The sequence below is a fragment of the Cobetia sp. AM6 genome, assembly GCF_009617955.1.
In the GTDB taxonomy this organism is placed as follows: Bacteria; Pseudomonadota; Gammaproteobacteria; order Pseudomonadales; family Halomonadaceae; genus Cobetia; species Cobetia amphilecti.
Genome location: NZ_AP021868.1, coordinates 402,204 through 416,954 on the forward strand (window position 1 = coordinate 402,204; position 14,751 = coordinate 416,954).

Below are 14,751 nucleotides of genomic sequence, written 5' to 3' on the forward strand. Positions count from 1 at the left end.
GCCAGTGGCTGACACAGATGGCTGACAGGGCTGGCAAGAAGGGCAGCTGACACTCCACCGCTCTGCCAGCAGGCCCCGCAAACGACAACGCCCCGCTCATGATCTCCATGAGCGGGGCGTTTCACGTCTGGCGTGTCAGAGCAGGTGCTCAGTCTTTCCTGGGCGGCTCGACATGGCCGCCGAAGCCGAAGCGCATCGCCGACAGCAGGCGGTTGGCGTAGGTGTTTTCCTTGCGCGAGCTGAAGCGCGAGAACAGCGCATTGGCCAGCACCGGCACGGCGACACCCTGTTCGACGGCGGCATCGACGGTCCAGCGGCCTTCGCCACTGTCAGAGACGGCACCGCTGTAGTGGTCCAGACGCTCGTCACCGGCCAGTGCCTGGGCGGTCAGGTCGAGCAGCCAGGAAGAGACCACGCTGCCACGTCGCCACACCTCGGCGATATCGGCCAGATTGAGGTCGAAGCGCTGATCTTCCGGCAGGGCGTCGGAGCCCTTGCTCTGCATCAGCTCGAAGCCCTCGGCGTAAGCCTGCATCAGGCCGTACTCGATGCCGTTGTGGACCATCTTCACGTAATGACCGGCGCCGACCGGACCGGCATGGATGTAGCCGCGCTCGGCGCGCTCATCCGGGGCGTTGCGGCCCTTGGTACGTTCGAGATCGCCATAGCCCGGGGCGAGGGTATCGAACAGCGGCTCGAGATGCTCGAACACGGCCTTCTCGGCACCGATCATCATGCAGTAGCCGCGCTCCAGGCCCCACACGCCGCCGGAAGTGCCCACATCGACGTAGTTCAGGCCCTTCAGCTTGAGGGCCGTGGCACGGCGGATGTCGTCCTTGTAGAAGGTGTTGCCGCCATCGATGATGGTGTCGCCGGCTTCCATCAGCTCGGCAAGCGTGGCAATGGTCTGCTCGGTGATCTCGCCAGCCGGCAGCATGACCCAGACGGCGCGCGGCGCCTCGAGCTGCTGAACCAGCTCCACGAGGCTATCGACGTGCGTCGCACCGTCGGCGACCAGTGACTGGGCGATTGCCGCGTCACGATCATGGGCGACCACTTCGTGACCATTGCGCATCAAGCGACGAGCGATATTGCCGCCCATGCGGCCGAGTCCGATGATACCGAGTTGCATGTTCGTTCCTTTCACGTGAAGCCGGGGAGAGTCGGGACGGCGCGAAGCCTACCCTGTGCGGGCGCTGGACGCAAAAACGGGCCATATCAATGACATGGCCCGTTGGGGATCTTCACAAAAATATTAGCTATTATTTATTGCTTCTTTAGTGGCTTTCCATGTTCTTTTCGAATGGTGCCGATTTTCTTATCTGACCTAGTATCACGTCCATCGGGATTCCTCACTGAACCAGGAGGTAATCCTCGTGACTTCTCAAAAGTACCTACAGTGCAGTCGCTTCTTGTTTTTCTGACCATCGCTGTAATTCTCCGAGTACATGGCTTTTTAGCTCATTAGTGAAACTATAGTTATGCACTGATGAGCGCAAGCGCAGAAAGTTATGACGTGTATTTAACTAAATTAGATCAATCCCAGCTCAGGGCACCGCCGACCTGATATTCGGTGACGCGCGTCTCGAAGAAGTTCTTCTCCTTGCGCAGGTCGATGATCTCGGACATCCACGGGAACGGGTTCTTGGCGCCCGGGAACTGCTCCTTGAGGCCCAGCTGCGCGAGGCGACGGTTGCAGATGAAGTGGAGGTATTCCTCCATGATGGCCGCGTTCATGCCCAGCACGCCGCGCGGCATGGTGTCACGCGCGTATTCGATCTCGAGCTGGGTGCCTTCCAGAATCATCTGGGTGACTTCGTCCTGGAATTCGGCGGTCCACAGGTGGGGGTTCTCGACCTTGATCTGGTTGATCACGTCGATGCCGAAGTTCAGGTGCATGGACTCGTCACGCAGGATGTACTGGAACTGCTCGGCGACGCCGGTCATCTTGTTGCGACGACCCATGGACAGGATCTGGGAGAAGCCGCAGTAGAAGAAGATGCCTTCGGTGACGGCGTAGAAGCCGATCAGGTTGCGCAGGAATTCCTGGTCCGCTTCCGGTGTACCGGTGTGGAAGTCGGCACGTGCCAGCGCCTGGGTGTGCTTGAGGCTCCAGGCGGACTTGCGCGCCACGGAGTCCACTTCACGGTACATGTTGAAGACTTCGCCTTCGTCCATGCCCAGTGACTCGATGCAGTACTGGTAGGCGTGGGTGTGGATCGCCTCTTCGAAGGCCTGGCGCAGCAGGTACTGGCGGCACTCCGGGTTGGTGATGTTCTTGTAGACGGCCAGCACCAGGTTGTTGGCGACCAGCGAGTCGGCAGTGGAGAAGTAACCCAGCGAGCGCATCACGATCAGGCGCTCGTCTTCGGTCAGGCCGTCCTGGCTCTTCCACAACGCGATGTCCGCGTTCATGTTCACTTCCTGCGGCATCCAGTGGTTCGCGGAGCCGTCGAGGTACTTCTGCCATGCCCAATCGTACTTGAAGGGCACCAGCTGGTTGACGTCGGCGCGGGCATTGATCATGCGCTTCTCGTCGACCTGAATGCGCTGGGCCCCCATTTCCAGTTCTTCCAGACCCTTGGCCACGTCGAGATCGTCCAGCGCCTGCTGGGCGCGGGCGATGCGCTCGGCATCGCTGATCGCGTAGCCTTCGCTGTTCTCGCTCGCGACGACAGCGTCAGCCGCCGGGGCAGCGGCGGGAGCTTCGGCCTGCGGCGCCGGTTTGGCCGTCGCCGGCTTCTCGGCAGCGGGGGCTTCGTCTTCGTGGAAATCGTCCCAGTTCAACATGTTGCGTTCCTCGTGTTCGGTGATGGTCACGCGGGCAGTCAGCGTGACGAAAAGGCAGGGGCGGTGCGTTCTACGACGCGAGCGCCATCGAGTGGCGTGGCTCCCACAGGGAGTCAGGCCCGGGCTTGTTTCGAGGGAATGTCAGGAGGCAGTGATTGTTGGTGGCGGCACAAGACCGAGCGGGGCTCGGTCTTGTGGATTTGCCGCAGTCCGCCTGCAAGGTGTGTCCTGGCAGGCGGTGAGTCAGCGTCGTCAGCGCGGACTCGGTTCTGGCGCAATCGCTTACTGACAGGCCTCACAGCCCAACTCATCGATGTTGCTGGCGGAGGGGGCGCGCTGGCCGCTCTTGCCCTGTAGGAAGTCTTCGATGCCGCGCGGTTCCGGCTTGGCTTCCGGTGCCGGGGTCGGCGCGGGAGCAGGTGCCGGAGTCGGTGCATTGCCGACGGCGTTGTGCTTGCTGCGATCGACAGTGGATTTCTCCACGGCGGTCGCACCCAGAGCACGGAGGTAATAGGTGGTCTTGAGGCCACGGAACCATGCCATGCGGTAGGTCACGTCCAGCTTCTTGCCGGACACGCCCTGGATGTACAGGTTCAGGGACTGGGCCTGATCGATCCACTTCTGACGACGCGAGGCGGCTTCGACGATCCACTTCGGCTCGACTTCGAAGGCGTTGGCGTACAGCGCCTTGAGGTCTTCCGGGATGCGCTCGATCGGCTGCACGCTGCCGTCGTAGTACTTGAGGTCATTGATCATGACCTCGTCCCACAGGCCGCGCGCCTTGAGGTCGTTGACCATGTAGGCGTTGACCACGGTGAACTCGCCAGACAGGTTCGATTTGACGAACAGGTTCTGGTAGGTCGGTTCGATGGACTGCGAGACACCACAGATGTTGGAGATCGTCGCGGTCGGCGCGATCGCCATCACGTTGGAGTTGCGCATGCCCTGGGTGCGGACCTTCTCGCGGATGTAGTCCCAGTCCTGGGTCTGGCTTTCGTCCATCTCGATGTAGTCGGCGCCACGCTCGGTCTTGAGCTTCTCGATGGAATCGATCGGCAGGATGCCCTGGCTCCACAGCGAACCGTCGAAGCTTTCGTAACGACCACGCTCGGCGGCCAGATCACTGGAAGCTTCGATTGCGTGATAGCTGACGAGTTCCATGGATTCGTCGGCGAAGGTCACGGCTTCTTCGGAGGCATAGGCGATGGACTGCGCGTAGAGCGCATCCTGGAAGCCCATGATACCGAGGCCGACCGGGCGGTGACGCATGTTGGAGCGACGCGCCTGCGGTACGGCGTAGTAGTTGATGTCGATGACGTTGTCGAGCATGCGCACGGCGGTACGCACCGACTTCTTGAGCTTGTCGCCATCCAGCTTGCCGTCGATGACGTGCTGCGCCAGGTTGATCGAGCCCAGGTTGCAGACCGCGATCTCGTCCTCGGAGGTGTTGAGGGTGATCTCGGTGCACAGGTTGGACGAGTGCACGACACCGGCGTGCTGCTGCGGGCTGCGCAGGTTGCACGGGTCCTTGAAGGTGATCCACGGGTGGCCGGTCTCGAACAGCATGGACAGCATCTTGCGCCACAGATCACGCGCCTTGACGCGCTTGAACAGCTTCAGCTGGCCCTGACGGGTCATCTCCTCGTACTGCTCGTAACGCGCCTGGAAGGCCGCGCCGTACAGGTCGTGGAGGTCCGGGCAGTCGGACGGCGAGAACAGGGTCCATTCGGTGTCATCGAAGACACGCTTCATGAAGAGATCCGGCACCCAGTTGGCGGTGTTCATGTCGTGGGTACGACGACGGTCATCACCGGTGTTCTTGCGCAGGTCGAGGAATTCCTCGACGTCCATGTGCCAGGTTTCCAGATAGGCACAGACGGCGCCCTTGCGCTTGCCACCCTGATTGACGGCAACGGCGGTGTCGTTGACGACCTTCAGGAAGGGCACGACGCCCTGGGACTTGCCGTTGGTGCCCTTGATGTAGGAGCCCAGCGCGCGCACCGGCGTCCAGTCATTGCCGAGACCACCCGCCCACTTGGAGAGCATGGCGTTGTCGCGGATGGCGCCGTAGATGCCATCGAGGGCGTCCGGCACGGTGGTCAGGTAGCAGCTGGACAGCTGGCTGCGACGGGTACCGGCGTTGAACAGCGTCGGCGTGGAAGCCATGTAGTCGAAGCTGGACAGCAGCTCGTAGAACTCGATGGCACGGCCTTCGCGGTCTTCCTCGTTCAGGGACAGGCCCATGGCGACACGCATGAACATGACCTGCGGCAGCTCATAGCGCACGTCGTTCTGGTGCAGGAAGTAGCGGTCGTACAGGGTCTGCAGGCCGAGGTAGGTGAACTGGTTGTCACGCGTGTGATCGATGGCCGCGCCGAGACGCTCCAGATCGAAGGTGGCCAGTTGCTCGTCCAGCTGCTCGAAGGCGATGCCGCTCTCGATGTAGGCCTTGAAGGCGACCGGGTAGTGGTCCTTCATCTCGCCGAAGGTGGCCTCGTCAGCGACCTTGAGGAAGCTCAGGGCTTCGCGGCGCAGGTTGTCCTGCAGCAGGCGGGCGGTGACGTAGGTGTAGTTCGGGTCCTTCTCGACCAGCGTACGCGCGGTCATCATCAGCGCGGTGGACACGCCATCGACCGGCACGCCGTCGTACAGATTCTTCAGGGAGTCATCGACGATCTTCTGGGCATCGACGTTGGAAAGCTCTGCGCAGGCATCGAAGACGAGGGTCTCGATACGGCCCAGATCCAGCGGGCGCACGCTGCCGTCGAGGTGCGTGACGTTGATGGTCGGGTGCGGCTTGGCGATGCCGTCGCTCTGGGCGCTGCGGGCACGAGCGTGCTCATCGCGGTACAGCACATAGGCACGGGCGACCTTGTGCTCGCCGGAACGCATCAGCGCCAGCTCGACCTGATCCTGGATGTCTTCGATGTGCAGGGTGCCACCGTCAGGCATGCGACGCTGGAAGGCGTCGGTGATCTGGCTGGTCAGCTGCTGAACCAGGTCGCGGATGCGCGAGCTGGACTCGACCTGATCGCCTTCCACGGCGATGAACGCCTTGGAGAGAGCGACGGAGATCTTGCTGGCGTCGAAGGCCGCAACATCGCCATTGCGCTTGATGACGCGCAGGCGCTGGGGGGCAGTCACGTCGACTGTCGCCTGATCGGTGCTGAAAGTGGAATCCATGACGCCTTCCTGAATCGTCTGAAGGTGAATCGTTGCCCGTTAGGGCTCGAGGGCAATTCGTATCGGGGCGCAGGCTGGAAATTCCTGCCGGCGCCCGGGGATATTCTGTCGTCGTCAGCCTTGTCGTCGAGAAACGCTATCAGGCTCAGGCGGGGCAATCGGCGCCCGGGCTGAGCCTGATAGCGTTCATGAGACACGGTTCCAGCAGCCTTGCGTGACTGCCGTCCCATACGCTGATTCATGCTTTCGGGGCTTGACAATCGTCGCCATGATCTATGGGTGTCGACGTCGCCAAAACCCTACATATGGGGTGTGAGCTGGTTTTGGACACAAGATAGTGTTGTTTGGTGGGGCGTGCAAGTGGATAACTTGTGGGTAAGGTGTGGTTGAAAATCCGGCCTTGCCGCTGAGGGATGTCAAGAGTTCAGGTGTTAAATTTTCTGCGCTCCGTCAATGCAGATGGTGCCTGCGCTGCTGGCGCGTAAACGCCCAAATTGGCGTATCATTCGTGACAAATCACCCTGAAAAGGTTACGACGTGGCACAGGAAAGTAACTGCTTGTGAGCTGCTGGCCACGTTGACCCAACGATGCGGATGGAATGCCCTTGGATACCAATGCGCAAGAACATGTATTGATTGTTGAGGATGACGAGCGTCTGGCGACACTGACGCGCGAATACCTCGAAGCCAACAACTTCCGCGTGAGCGTCGAGAATGACGGCGCGCGGGCGGTGGACCTGATCATCAGTCTGCGCCCCGACATCGTGATTCTGGACCTGATGCTGCCGGGCGAGGATGGCCTGTCCATCTGTCGTCGCGTGCGGCCTCAGTTCGCCGGGCCGATCCTGATGCTGACGGCGCGTACCGATGACATGGACCAGGTGCTGGGTCTGGAGATGGGCGCCGACGATTACGTGCCCAAGCCGGTGCAGCCGCGTGTATTGCTGGCACGCATGCGGGCCTTGCTGCGTCGCGCCGATGGCCCCGAAGTGGCCGCCGGTGAGACGCGCCTGGTGTTCAATGATCTCGAGATCGACAACGCCACCCGTGAGGCATGGTTGGCGCGCGAGCGCATCGAACTGACCAGTGCCGAGTTCGACCTGCTGTGGCTGCTGTCCTCGAATGCGGGACGCGTGCTGACGCGCGAGGAGATCTTCTCTGCGCTGCGCGGCATCAAGTACGACGGCCAGGACCGCTCCATCGACGTGCGTGTCTCGCGCATCCGCCCCAAGATTGGCGATGACCCCAATCATCCTGAGCGGATCAAGACGGTGCGCAGCAAGGGATACCTGTTCGTCAAGGACCTCTAGACGATGCGCCGGGCTCTCTCCGACAGCATCTTCCTGCGTGTCTATGTCGCCTTGCTGGTGGCATTGGTGCTAACGCTGGGCATCGCGCTGGGTGGCTTTCAGCTGACCAACATGGTCCGGCTGGAGGCCTACCAGACGCGTCTGGGCGCGGCGCCGATGCGCCTGCTGGTGAGCCAGATCGCGGCCACGCCGGAGGCAGAGCGCGGGGCCTTCCTCAATCGGACCGCCCGCCTGCTGGATGGGCGGTTGTTGCTGGCACCGGCGGCGGTCTTTGACCTCAACTGGTGGGAGCAGCGCCGCCTTGAGGCCGGGCGGCCGCTGGTGAGGCCGCATGATGACGCCGGCTGGCAGCTGTTGATGGCGGTGCCCGGCGAAGAGAGAGTGCTGGAATTCCGGCTGCTGCATCTCGCGGAGCGGCAGTTACGTGGGTTGATGGTGTCTCTGCATGACACCCTGCAACCCATGAATGCCGAGCAGCGCAGCGACTTGCTGGCCCAGCTGCAGCAGGCCTCCGGTCTGTCCTTCGCGCTGTTGCCGGACATTCCGCAGAATCTCGATGCACAGCAGGCCAGTCGCCTGGAGGCCGGTCGGGTGGTGCTCAACGTGGCCAGTCATGGCCAGGCGATGGCGCTCTATACTCGTCTGGGGGACCGCGCCATGCTCAAGGTCGGGCCCATCCGTGGCTTCGAGACGACACCACCGGCCTTGATCATCGCCATGATACTGGCGGTCATCAGTCTGCTGGGCGGCGTCATCTATCTGGTGGTGCGTTCACTGGAGGCGCGCCTGACGCGTCTGGAAAAGGCCGCGACACGCATCGCGGGCGGCTATCTCGATACGCGGGTGCGCATCGAGTCCAATGACTTTCTCGGGCGTCTCGGCATGGCCTTCAATGGCATGGCCGAGCGGGTGCAGGGGTTGCTGGGCGCGCAGCAGGACATGATTCGGGCGGTCTCGCATGAATTGCGCACGCCGGTGGCGCGCATCCGCTTCGCGCTGCAGATGATCGAGGACATGGTCGATGATGATTTCGTCCAGCGTCAGATAAAGGGCGCAGACGGCGACATCGAGGAGCTCGATAAGCTGATCGACGAGATCCTGACCTACGCACGACTCAACAATGCCGCCGGTATCCAGCTGGACCTCGGCATGGTGGATTGCCGCGAGATCGCGGAGCAGGTCTGCGAGACGCTGGCGCCGCTGCATCCTGAATTGCTGCTGAGCATCGAAGGCGAGGCGCTGGAGGTCGAGGCCGAGGCACGCTATCTGCAGCGGGCGCTGCAGAATCTGGTCTCCAATGCCTGCCGGCACGCGGATTCCCGGGTACTGGTGCGCATCACCAGTGACCCGCAGGTGGTCAGGCTCGATGTCGAGGACGATGGCCCCGGCATCAACGAGGAAGATCGCAAGAAGGTTTTCAAACCCTTCGCGCGCTTGGATGATTCGCGTACGCGTGCCTCCGGCGGCTACGGGCTGGGGCTCTCCATCGTGCAGAAGATCCTGCATTCCCACGGCGGCAGCGTGGTGGTGGACAAGGGCAGGTCGCTCAAGGGCGCGCGCTTCAGCCTGTTGCTGCCACTGACCTCCAGTCAGCTGGAACGCAAGGCGCCTGTGCCCTTGCCGCCGGTCAAGCCGCCGTCACTCCAGGACGAGCACGCCACCTGATCACGACCGTTTGAGGAATCGGCCATGCGGGAATCTTCCTTGTCACTGCATCCTGACTTGATCGGCGCGTGGCGGCTCGAGCGTTTCTGGTATGCCTGGCCGGATGGACGCGAGCTGGAGCCGCTGGGCGAGTGCAAGGGCCAGCTGCATTACATGGCCAATGGCTATATGAGCGTGCAGCTGGTGTCCTGTGAGCGTCAGCCTCTGGGAATGGCGCCGACGGATGATCAGCTGGTCGCCGCCTTTCGTGAGGGCTTTGCCTACTGTGGGCGCTGGCAGTGGGACAGTGAGCGGGAGGAGGTCTGCCATCATCTGTCGCTGGCCACGATCGCCGATTGGGATGAGGTGACGCTTGTGCGGCGCGTCACGCTCGAGGGAGACCGCCTGCTGCTGGGCACCGATGCGCCGAATCTGCAGCTGCCCGAAGGGGGATTCCTGACCTGGCTGGAGTGGCATCGATTGGCGACTGTGTGAAGTGATTGTCGAAAAGGCTTGACGTGATCATGGGTTAGCGTGCAATGTAGCCCCTGTTGGATAGCAAGACGCACCACTCAGTCGCCTGTGCTGCTCGGTAAATCGCCTTGAGCGCCCCGAGAAGCCTCGCTGATTTGATGCATGGTTTTGCTTTGCCCACGCTCTTCGGGTAATGCCCGTTATTTCAAACATGCTAATCAGAGAGGAATTTCTCATGGCTACAGGTACAGTTAAGTGGTTCAACGACGCTAAAGGTTTTGGTTTCATCGCTCCGGCTGATGGTGGTGACGATCTGTTCGTTCACTTCTCCGAAGTCCAGGCTGATGGCTTCAAGACCCTGCAGGACGGCCAGCAGGTCTCCTTCGACGTGACTCAGGGCCAGAAAGGCCTGCAGGCAGCCAACGTCAAGGCTATCGACTGATCATCACTCATTGCGGAATGCTTTCCGCTTGAGATGATAGATGTCAAGAACCGCCCCAGCTCATGCTGGGGCGGTTCTGTTTGTGCTGAAGAAAAGTCTTTTGCGTAGCCGTAGTGATATGGCGCGAACAGGCAGTGATCAGCAGATACACGAAAGCCCCACCAATCGATGCCTTGCGGCCTGTCGAGTGGTGGGGCTTTCGTGTATCTATCCCTCGTAAGCGCTGAGGCTCGGGTATCAGGCAGGCTTCACGCCACTCAGCACCTCGAATGATGTCTCACGGGCGGTACGCAGGAAGTCGTCCATCCACGGCGTGCCGAGCAGATCTTCTCTGACGGCGGCGTAGAGTGTCGCCCAGACACCGTCGCCCAGCGACAGGCCGCGCACGTAATCGCGCGACAGATACTCGGCCAGCGCCCAGTTGGGGAGCGCCGTGACGCCGCGGCCGCTGGCGACCAGCTGCATCATCATCACCGTCATCTCCGCGCTGCGGATCTCGCGCGGGCTCACGTTGGCCGGTTCGAGGAACTGGGTGAAAACGTCCAGGCGATCATGCTCGACCGGATAGATGATCAAGGTCTCGTCACACAGGTCCTGCGGCTCCACATGGCCCTTGATGGCCAGTGCATGCTGGCGTGCCACGGCCAGCATGACCTCATAGCGGAACAGCGGAATGTACTGGATGCCGCTCATCTCCACCGGGTTGGCGGTGATGACCAGGTCCAGCTGCTCGCGGCCCAATGCCTGCAGAGGGGCGAAGCTGTGGCCTGAGGGGATATCGACTTCAATCTCCGGCCAGTGATCGCGGAAGCGATCCACCGTCGGCATCAGCCACTGAAAGCAGCTATGGCACTCGATGGCCATGTGCAGCCGGCCCTGCTCGCTACCCGCCATGCGAGCAATGTCGCGCTCAGCCATGCGGAACTGCGGCAATACCTGCTCTGCCAGCGACAACAGGCGCTGTCCGGCGCGGGTGAACTCCACAGGGCGCGTCTTGCGGATGAACAGCGGCGCGCCCAGGCGCTCCTCGAGGTCCTTCAGCTGATGGGACAGGGCGGACTGGGTGAGGTGGACACGCTCCGCGGCTTCGACCAGCGAGCCAGCATCACGCAGGGCCAGCAGGGTACGCAGATGGCGCAATTCAAGCATGATGAATGGTGCTCATGTTGAGAGGTTGAGAAAGATGTGTTGTGAACGGCAAGTGGAGACAGGCCAGTTGAGACAGGCAAGCCGAGAACGATAAATCGAAAGTCCTGGTGCAAGCCGCGAGCGGGTCAATCACTCCCGCGAGACTGGATCAGTGGGGGAGTGGCAGCGGGATCTCCCCCCTGCCAGGCCACCGCCGTGACGCGCGTCTGCTCGAGAGCGCTCATGACACTGTCTCATATTCATGGCGATTCGCGTATCACTCGGGGCGGCGGAACACGAAGGGCGCTGGAGTCAGGCGCCAGGAGGGTGTCATGCAAGGCCGGCAGGGCACGCGCCTTGTACCCTCAGTGCATTCCCATCCCCACAAGCCCCACTGCGCTTGATAGACTTTGGCAGGGTGCGCCAGGAAGGCCGCCGTCTCCGCCTTGAAGTCCAGCCATGCCGCAGTGTCTCGTCGCGAGAGTGCTGCGCTGCATCTTGTCGTCCGACATGCCCAGGGAGGGTCCATCATGTCACGTCATTGCTGTCGTCTTTTTGCCATTTCCCGTGTGTTGCCCCATAGGTGGGCCGCGAGCCTCACGCCAGGGATGATCGCTGCCGGTCGAGCGGGCTTGCGCCTGTCGCCTCTGGCGGTGCCCCTGCTGCTGGCGGGATGTACCTCCCTGCCGTGGAGTCAGGATGCCGCGTCAGGGACGGATGCTGGCCAGCCGCCGCTGAAGGTGCCAGCCCCCGCACAGGACCCGGGCCCCGTGGTGCATGAGGTGGCGAAGAAACCTGCGCCGCCCAGTGCGGAATCGCTGGGCAAGGCCGCTGCGGTGACCTTGCCCTCCAGCTTTCTGCCACCGCCCCGGGCGAGTGAGTATCAGGTATGGCGCTGTACTCCGGCGCAGGATCTTCTGATGGCCTTCAGCGAAGGCGACGCCGAGGCGTCGCATGACTGGTTGCGACTGTGGTCACGCCGGCATGCCTATACCCTGGAGCGGGTCGTCAGTGCCTCGGGCGAGCGTTATCAGGCCAATGCCGGTGCATCGCCGGCCGAGAAGGCGTCTGGTGGTGTGAAGGTGTTGCCCGGTGAAGAGGGACTGGAGGTGTGGTTCAAGGGTTCCGAGGCGATGCTGCAGAATGCCCGCGGCAATCTGGAATGTGTGCAGGATGATCGGCGCGTGATTCATCCGACGACGCAGAAGCCGCTGTTGGTGGCGCAGGGCAATGAGCCCGGCTGGCAGGTCAGTCTCGACAGCGAGCACAATCTGCTGACGCTGACAGCTATGCAGGGCTTGCTCGAGTCGCCGCACGAGGCGCAGGCATCCGAGCGCTCTGCAGAAGCGGAGGCTGGCGCTCGCTCGTCAGGTGTCCAGGTGGTCAAGCTGCCTTATCGGGTCGCCCGTGAGGCAAATGATAGCCGTGTGCTCAAGGCGCAGCTCCCGGCTGACGGCAAGCAGGGCGAGCCATTGCAGCTGGTGGTCGCGCCGGGCGCCTGCTTCGATTCCATGCAGGGCGCGCCCTATCCACTGACGGCGACCTTGACGATTGCAGGGCAGGAATTGAAGGGTTGTGGCGAGGCGTTCCGTTATCAGTCGGCAGTCGAATAAGGGTGATGACCGACTAATTGTTCGCTTTTTTCGAATGATATAGGCGATTTAAGTCGCTTTTCGTGTGGAATGGTTCATTTATCATGCTGTACATGCGGATCGGGTCGAACACCGTCGACAGGATCGCGCCTCACTTTCATGGAGACCCTCCACATGTCAAAAGCTTCGCTCAATGTCCTGCTGGTGTCTGCTTCCCTGTTCGCCGACAAGGGCAATTCACGTGCGCTGGCCTCATCCTTCGTCAGTGCGCTCGAGGCCTCCGGGCAGCCATTTCAGCTGACGCATCATGATCTGGTCGAGCGTGACCTGCCGCATCTCGATGGCGCGGAAATGCAGGCCTGGATGACGCCGGCGGATGAGCGTAGCGCCGAGCAACGCAAGCTCGCCGCACTGTCCGATGGTTTTCTGGCCGAGCTGAGAGCGGCAGACCTGCTGGTCGTCGCGGCACCGCTCTACAATCTGGGCCTGCCGACGCAGATGAAGGCGTGGTTCGACCGGGTGCTGCGTGCCGGCGAAACCTTCCGCTATACCGAGAAAGGGCCGGTGGGCCTGCTGGAAGGCAAGCAGGCGCTGGTACTGGCGGCGCGTGGCGGCATGTACGCGGGCACTGAAATGGACTCCCAGACACCACATCTGAAATCCATGCTCGGGCTGATGGGCATCACGGATCAGCACTTCGTGTATGCCGAAGGCCTCAGCATGGGCGATGAGCCCAGGGCCGCCTCGCTGGCTGAGGCCAAGGCAGCCATCGCCAATCAGGTGGAAGCCCTGCAGTTCCGCTGAGAGAAGTGAAAGCACGAACGCCATCGCCGCCCGGACAAGGGGTGGCGATGGCGTTCGTGTTTGTGGAGAACCAAAGGGAGTCGCTGGCGCCGGTCAGTCGCGGGAATCGAGCACTTCCAGCGCTCCCTTGAGGCGCGCATGCAGTTCTTCCAGCGGCGGCTGGGCGCCGCCTTGCGGCCAGCCCGCCGTCAACACCACGCCATCGGCACCATAGTCGCTGGCATCCACCGGCACATCGTAGCCGCTCAACCAGTGGCGAACATCGGCCTCATGGGCGAAGCCGACCTTCAGACGCCTGGGCGTGCGCGGCGTGAAGGTCGTGGTGGGCAGGTGCTCGAGCGCCTCGAGCACCGCGCGGCTGTATGCGCGCGCCAGGCCGCCGGTGCCCAGCTTGATACCGCCGAAGTAGCGGATCACCACGCAGGCCACCTGGCCGACGCCACTGCCTTCGAGCACCTGATACATCGGCCTGCCAGCAGTGCCGCCCGGCTCGCCATCATCGGAGAAGCCGATGGCGTTCTGTTCATTGGGCGCCCCGGCGATGAACGCCGTGCAGTGATGGCGTGCGTTGGGGTGGGCGAGATGCGCCTGAGCCAGCAGCCGCGTCATGCCTTCTGGCGTCGGGGCATGGGCCAGCCAAGCGATGAAGCGGCTCTTCTCGATCTCGATGCTGTGTTCATGGTGCGCCTCGGGCGCCAGTGCCGGTATCAGATAGGTCATGGCACCATCTTACCAAAGCGTCACCCTCAGTGAGTGACGGCATTGCCGCGCACCACGCCCATCACCATGCCCAGCACTTCGATATCGGCATTCTTGAGATAGATGGGGGCCATGCTGTCGTTGGCCGGTTGCAGGCGCACGCCGGTCTTCTCGATATACAGCTTCTTCAGCGTCACTTCCTGCTGATTGATCATCACCACGGCAGTCTCGCCATTCTCGGCGCTTTCGCTGCGTTCGATGATGATGATGTCGCCATCATGAATATTGCAGTTGATCATCGAATGGCCGCGCACGCGCAGGGCGTAGGTATTGCGGCGCACCATGCGCGTCGGCACGGCAACCGTACCGCAGTCGGCGATGGCTTCGATGGGCATGCCGGCCGTGATGTTGCCGAGCAGCGGGATATCCATCATGTCGCTGGCGGTGATTTCCTGCCAGGCCTGGTCATTGAGCGGCAGGTTGTGAAGACGCTGAAGGTAGTGCGGAGCGTGAAGACGTGACATGAGCTATCCCCTGATGCCGTGCGGTCGGCGCGGATGGTGCGTCGGCCTGCGGTGCAGCGTGGAGGGTCGTCAGGCTGAGTTCATCTGTCGCCTGCTAGGCTCCGCGAACATGCTGACAACGCGTTGAGCCGACCCGATCAGTCTGTGCCTGCACTCGGCAG

The 14,751-nt window shown here is 62.2% G+C and carries 12 protein-coding genes; 6 read left to right on the top strand and 6 right to left on the bottom strand.

The genetic code is table 11. From position 1 onward, the window contains the following. Nucleotides 1-148 precede the first annotated feature (148 nt). The 3 genes from gnd to CLAM6_RS01895 all read right to left on the bottom strand — a co-directional run bounded on the left by gnd (nt 149) and on the right by CLAM6_RS01895 (nt 5,973). Nucleotides 149-1,132 carry a phosphogluconate dehydrogenase (NAD(+)-dependent, decarboxylating) gene (gnd, locus tag CLAM6_RS01885; RefSeq protein WP_043334711.1) on the bottom strand — a complete coding sequence of 328 codons (984 nt, stop codon included), beginning with the start codon at nt 1,130-1,132 and terminating at the stop codon, nt 149-151. Nucleotides 1,133-1,536: 404 nt separating this feature from the next. Beyond that, nucleotides 1,537-2,790, bottom strand: a complete 1,254-nt coding sequence (locus tag CLAM6_RS01890) for a ribonucleotide-diphosphate reductase subunit beta (RefSeq protein WP_043334709.1) — start codon at nt 2,788-2,790, stop codon at nt 1,537-1,539. Between the two features lie 282 nt (nt 2,791-3,072). Continuing rightward, nucleotides 3,073-5,973 carry a ribonucleoside-diphosphate reductase subunit alpha gene (locus tag CLAM6_RS01895; protein WP_043334707.1) on the bottom strand — a complete coding sequence of 967 codons (2,901 nt, stop codon included), beginning with the start codon at nt 5,971-5,973 and terminating at the stop codon, nt 3,073-3,075. A gap of 599 nt (nt 5,974-6,572) precedes the next feature. On the opposite strand from CLAM6_RS01895, the gene CLAM6_RS01900 reads away from it, so the two are divergent. The 4 genes from CLAM6_RS01900 (at nt 6,573) to CLAM6_RS01915 (ending at nt 9,843) form a co-directional block, all read left to right on the top strand. Further along, nucleotides 6,573-7,283 carry a response regulator gene (locus CLAM6_RS01900; RefSeq protein ID WP_043334706.1) on the top strand — a complete coding sequence of 237 codons (711 nt, stop codon included), beginning with the start codon at nt 6,573-6,575 and terminating at the stop codon, nt 7,281-7,283. 3 nt (nt 7,284-7,286) lie between these two features. Then, nucleotides 7,287-8,948 carry an ATP-binding protein gene (locus tag CLAM6_RS01905; RefSeq protein WP_153635083.1) on the top strand — a complete coding sequence of 554 codons (1,662 nt, stop codon included), beginning with the start codon at nt 7,287-7,289 and terminating at the stop codon, nt 8,946-8,948. Nucleotides 8,949-8,972: 24 nt separating this feature from the next. Next, complete coding sequence (locus CLAM6_RS01910; RefSeq protein ID WP_043333697.1) at nt 8,973-9,422, top strand: lipocalin-like domain-containing protein; 450 nt, start codon at nt 8,973-8,975, stop codon at nt 9,420-9,422. Between the two features lie 214 nt (nt 9,423-9,636). Next, nucleotides 9,637-9,843 (top strand): cold-shock protein, encoded by a 207-nt coding sequence (locus CLAM6_RS01915; RefSeq protein ID WP_043333698.1) that lies wholly within the window; start codon nt 9,637-9,639, stop codon nt 9,841-9,843. 237 nt (nt 9,844-10,080) lie between these two features. Here CLAM6_RS01915 and CLAM6_RS01920 read toward each other — a convergent pair whose 3' ends face one another. Continuing rightward, nucleotides 10,081-10,992, bottom strand: coding sequence for a LysR family transcriptional regulator (locus CLAM6_RS01920; RefSeq protein WP_043333699.1), 912 nt, complete (start codon nt 10,990-10,992; stop codon nt 10,081-10,083). Nucleotides 10,993-11,603: 611 nt separating this feature from the next. Here CLAM6_RS01920 and CLAM6_RS01925 point away from each other — a divergent pair. Both CLAM6_RS01925 and CLAM6_RS01930 read left to right on the top strand, forming a co-directional pair. Beyond that, complete coding sequence (locus CLAM6_RS01925) at nt 11,604-12,584, top strand: MliC family protein (RefSeq protein ID WP_167333692.1); 981 nt, start codon at nt 11,604-11,606, stop codon at nt 12,582-12,584. Between the two features lie 153 nt (nt 12,585-12,737). After that, nucleotides 12,738-13,367: an FMN-dependent NADH-azoreductase gene (locus tag CLAM6_RS01930; RefSeq protein WP_043333701.1), complete on the top strand. Its 630-nt coding sequence runs from the start codon at nt 12,738-12,740 to the stop codon at nt 13,365-13,367. Between the two features lie 93 nt (nt 13,368-13,460). On the opposite strand, the gene CLAM6_RS01935 is transcribed toward CLAM6_RS01930, so the two are convergent. After that, a complete protein-coding gene (locus CLAM6_RS01935) occupies nt 13,461-14,087 on the bottom strand; it encodes an IMPACT family protein (protein ID WP_043333702.1) in 627 nt (208 codons plus the stop codon). Between the two features lie 26 nt (nt 14,088-14,113). Next, complete coding sequence (locus CLAM6_RS01940) at nt 14,114-14,590, bottom strand: LexA family protein (RefSeq protein WP_043333703.1); 477 nt, start codon at nt 14,588-14,590, stop codon at nt 14,114-14,116. Nucleotides 14,591-14,751: the final 161 nt, after the last annotated feature.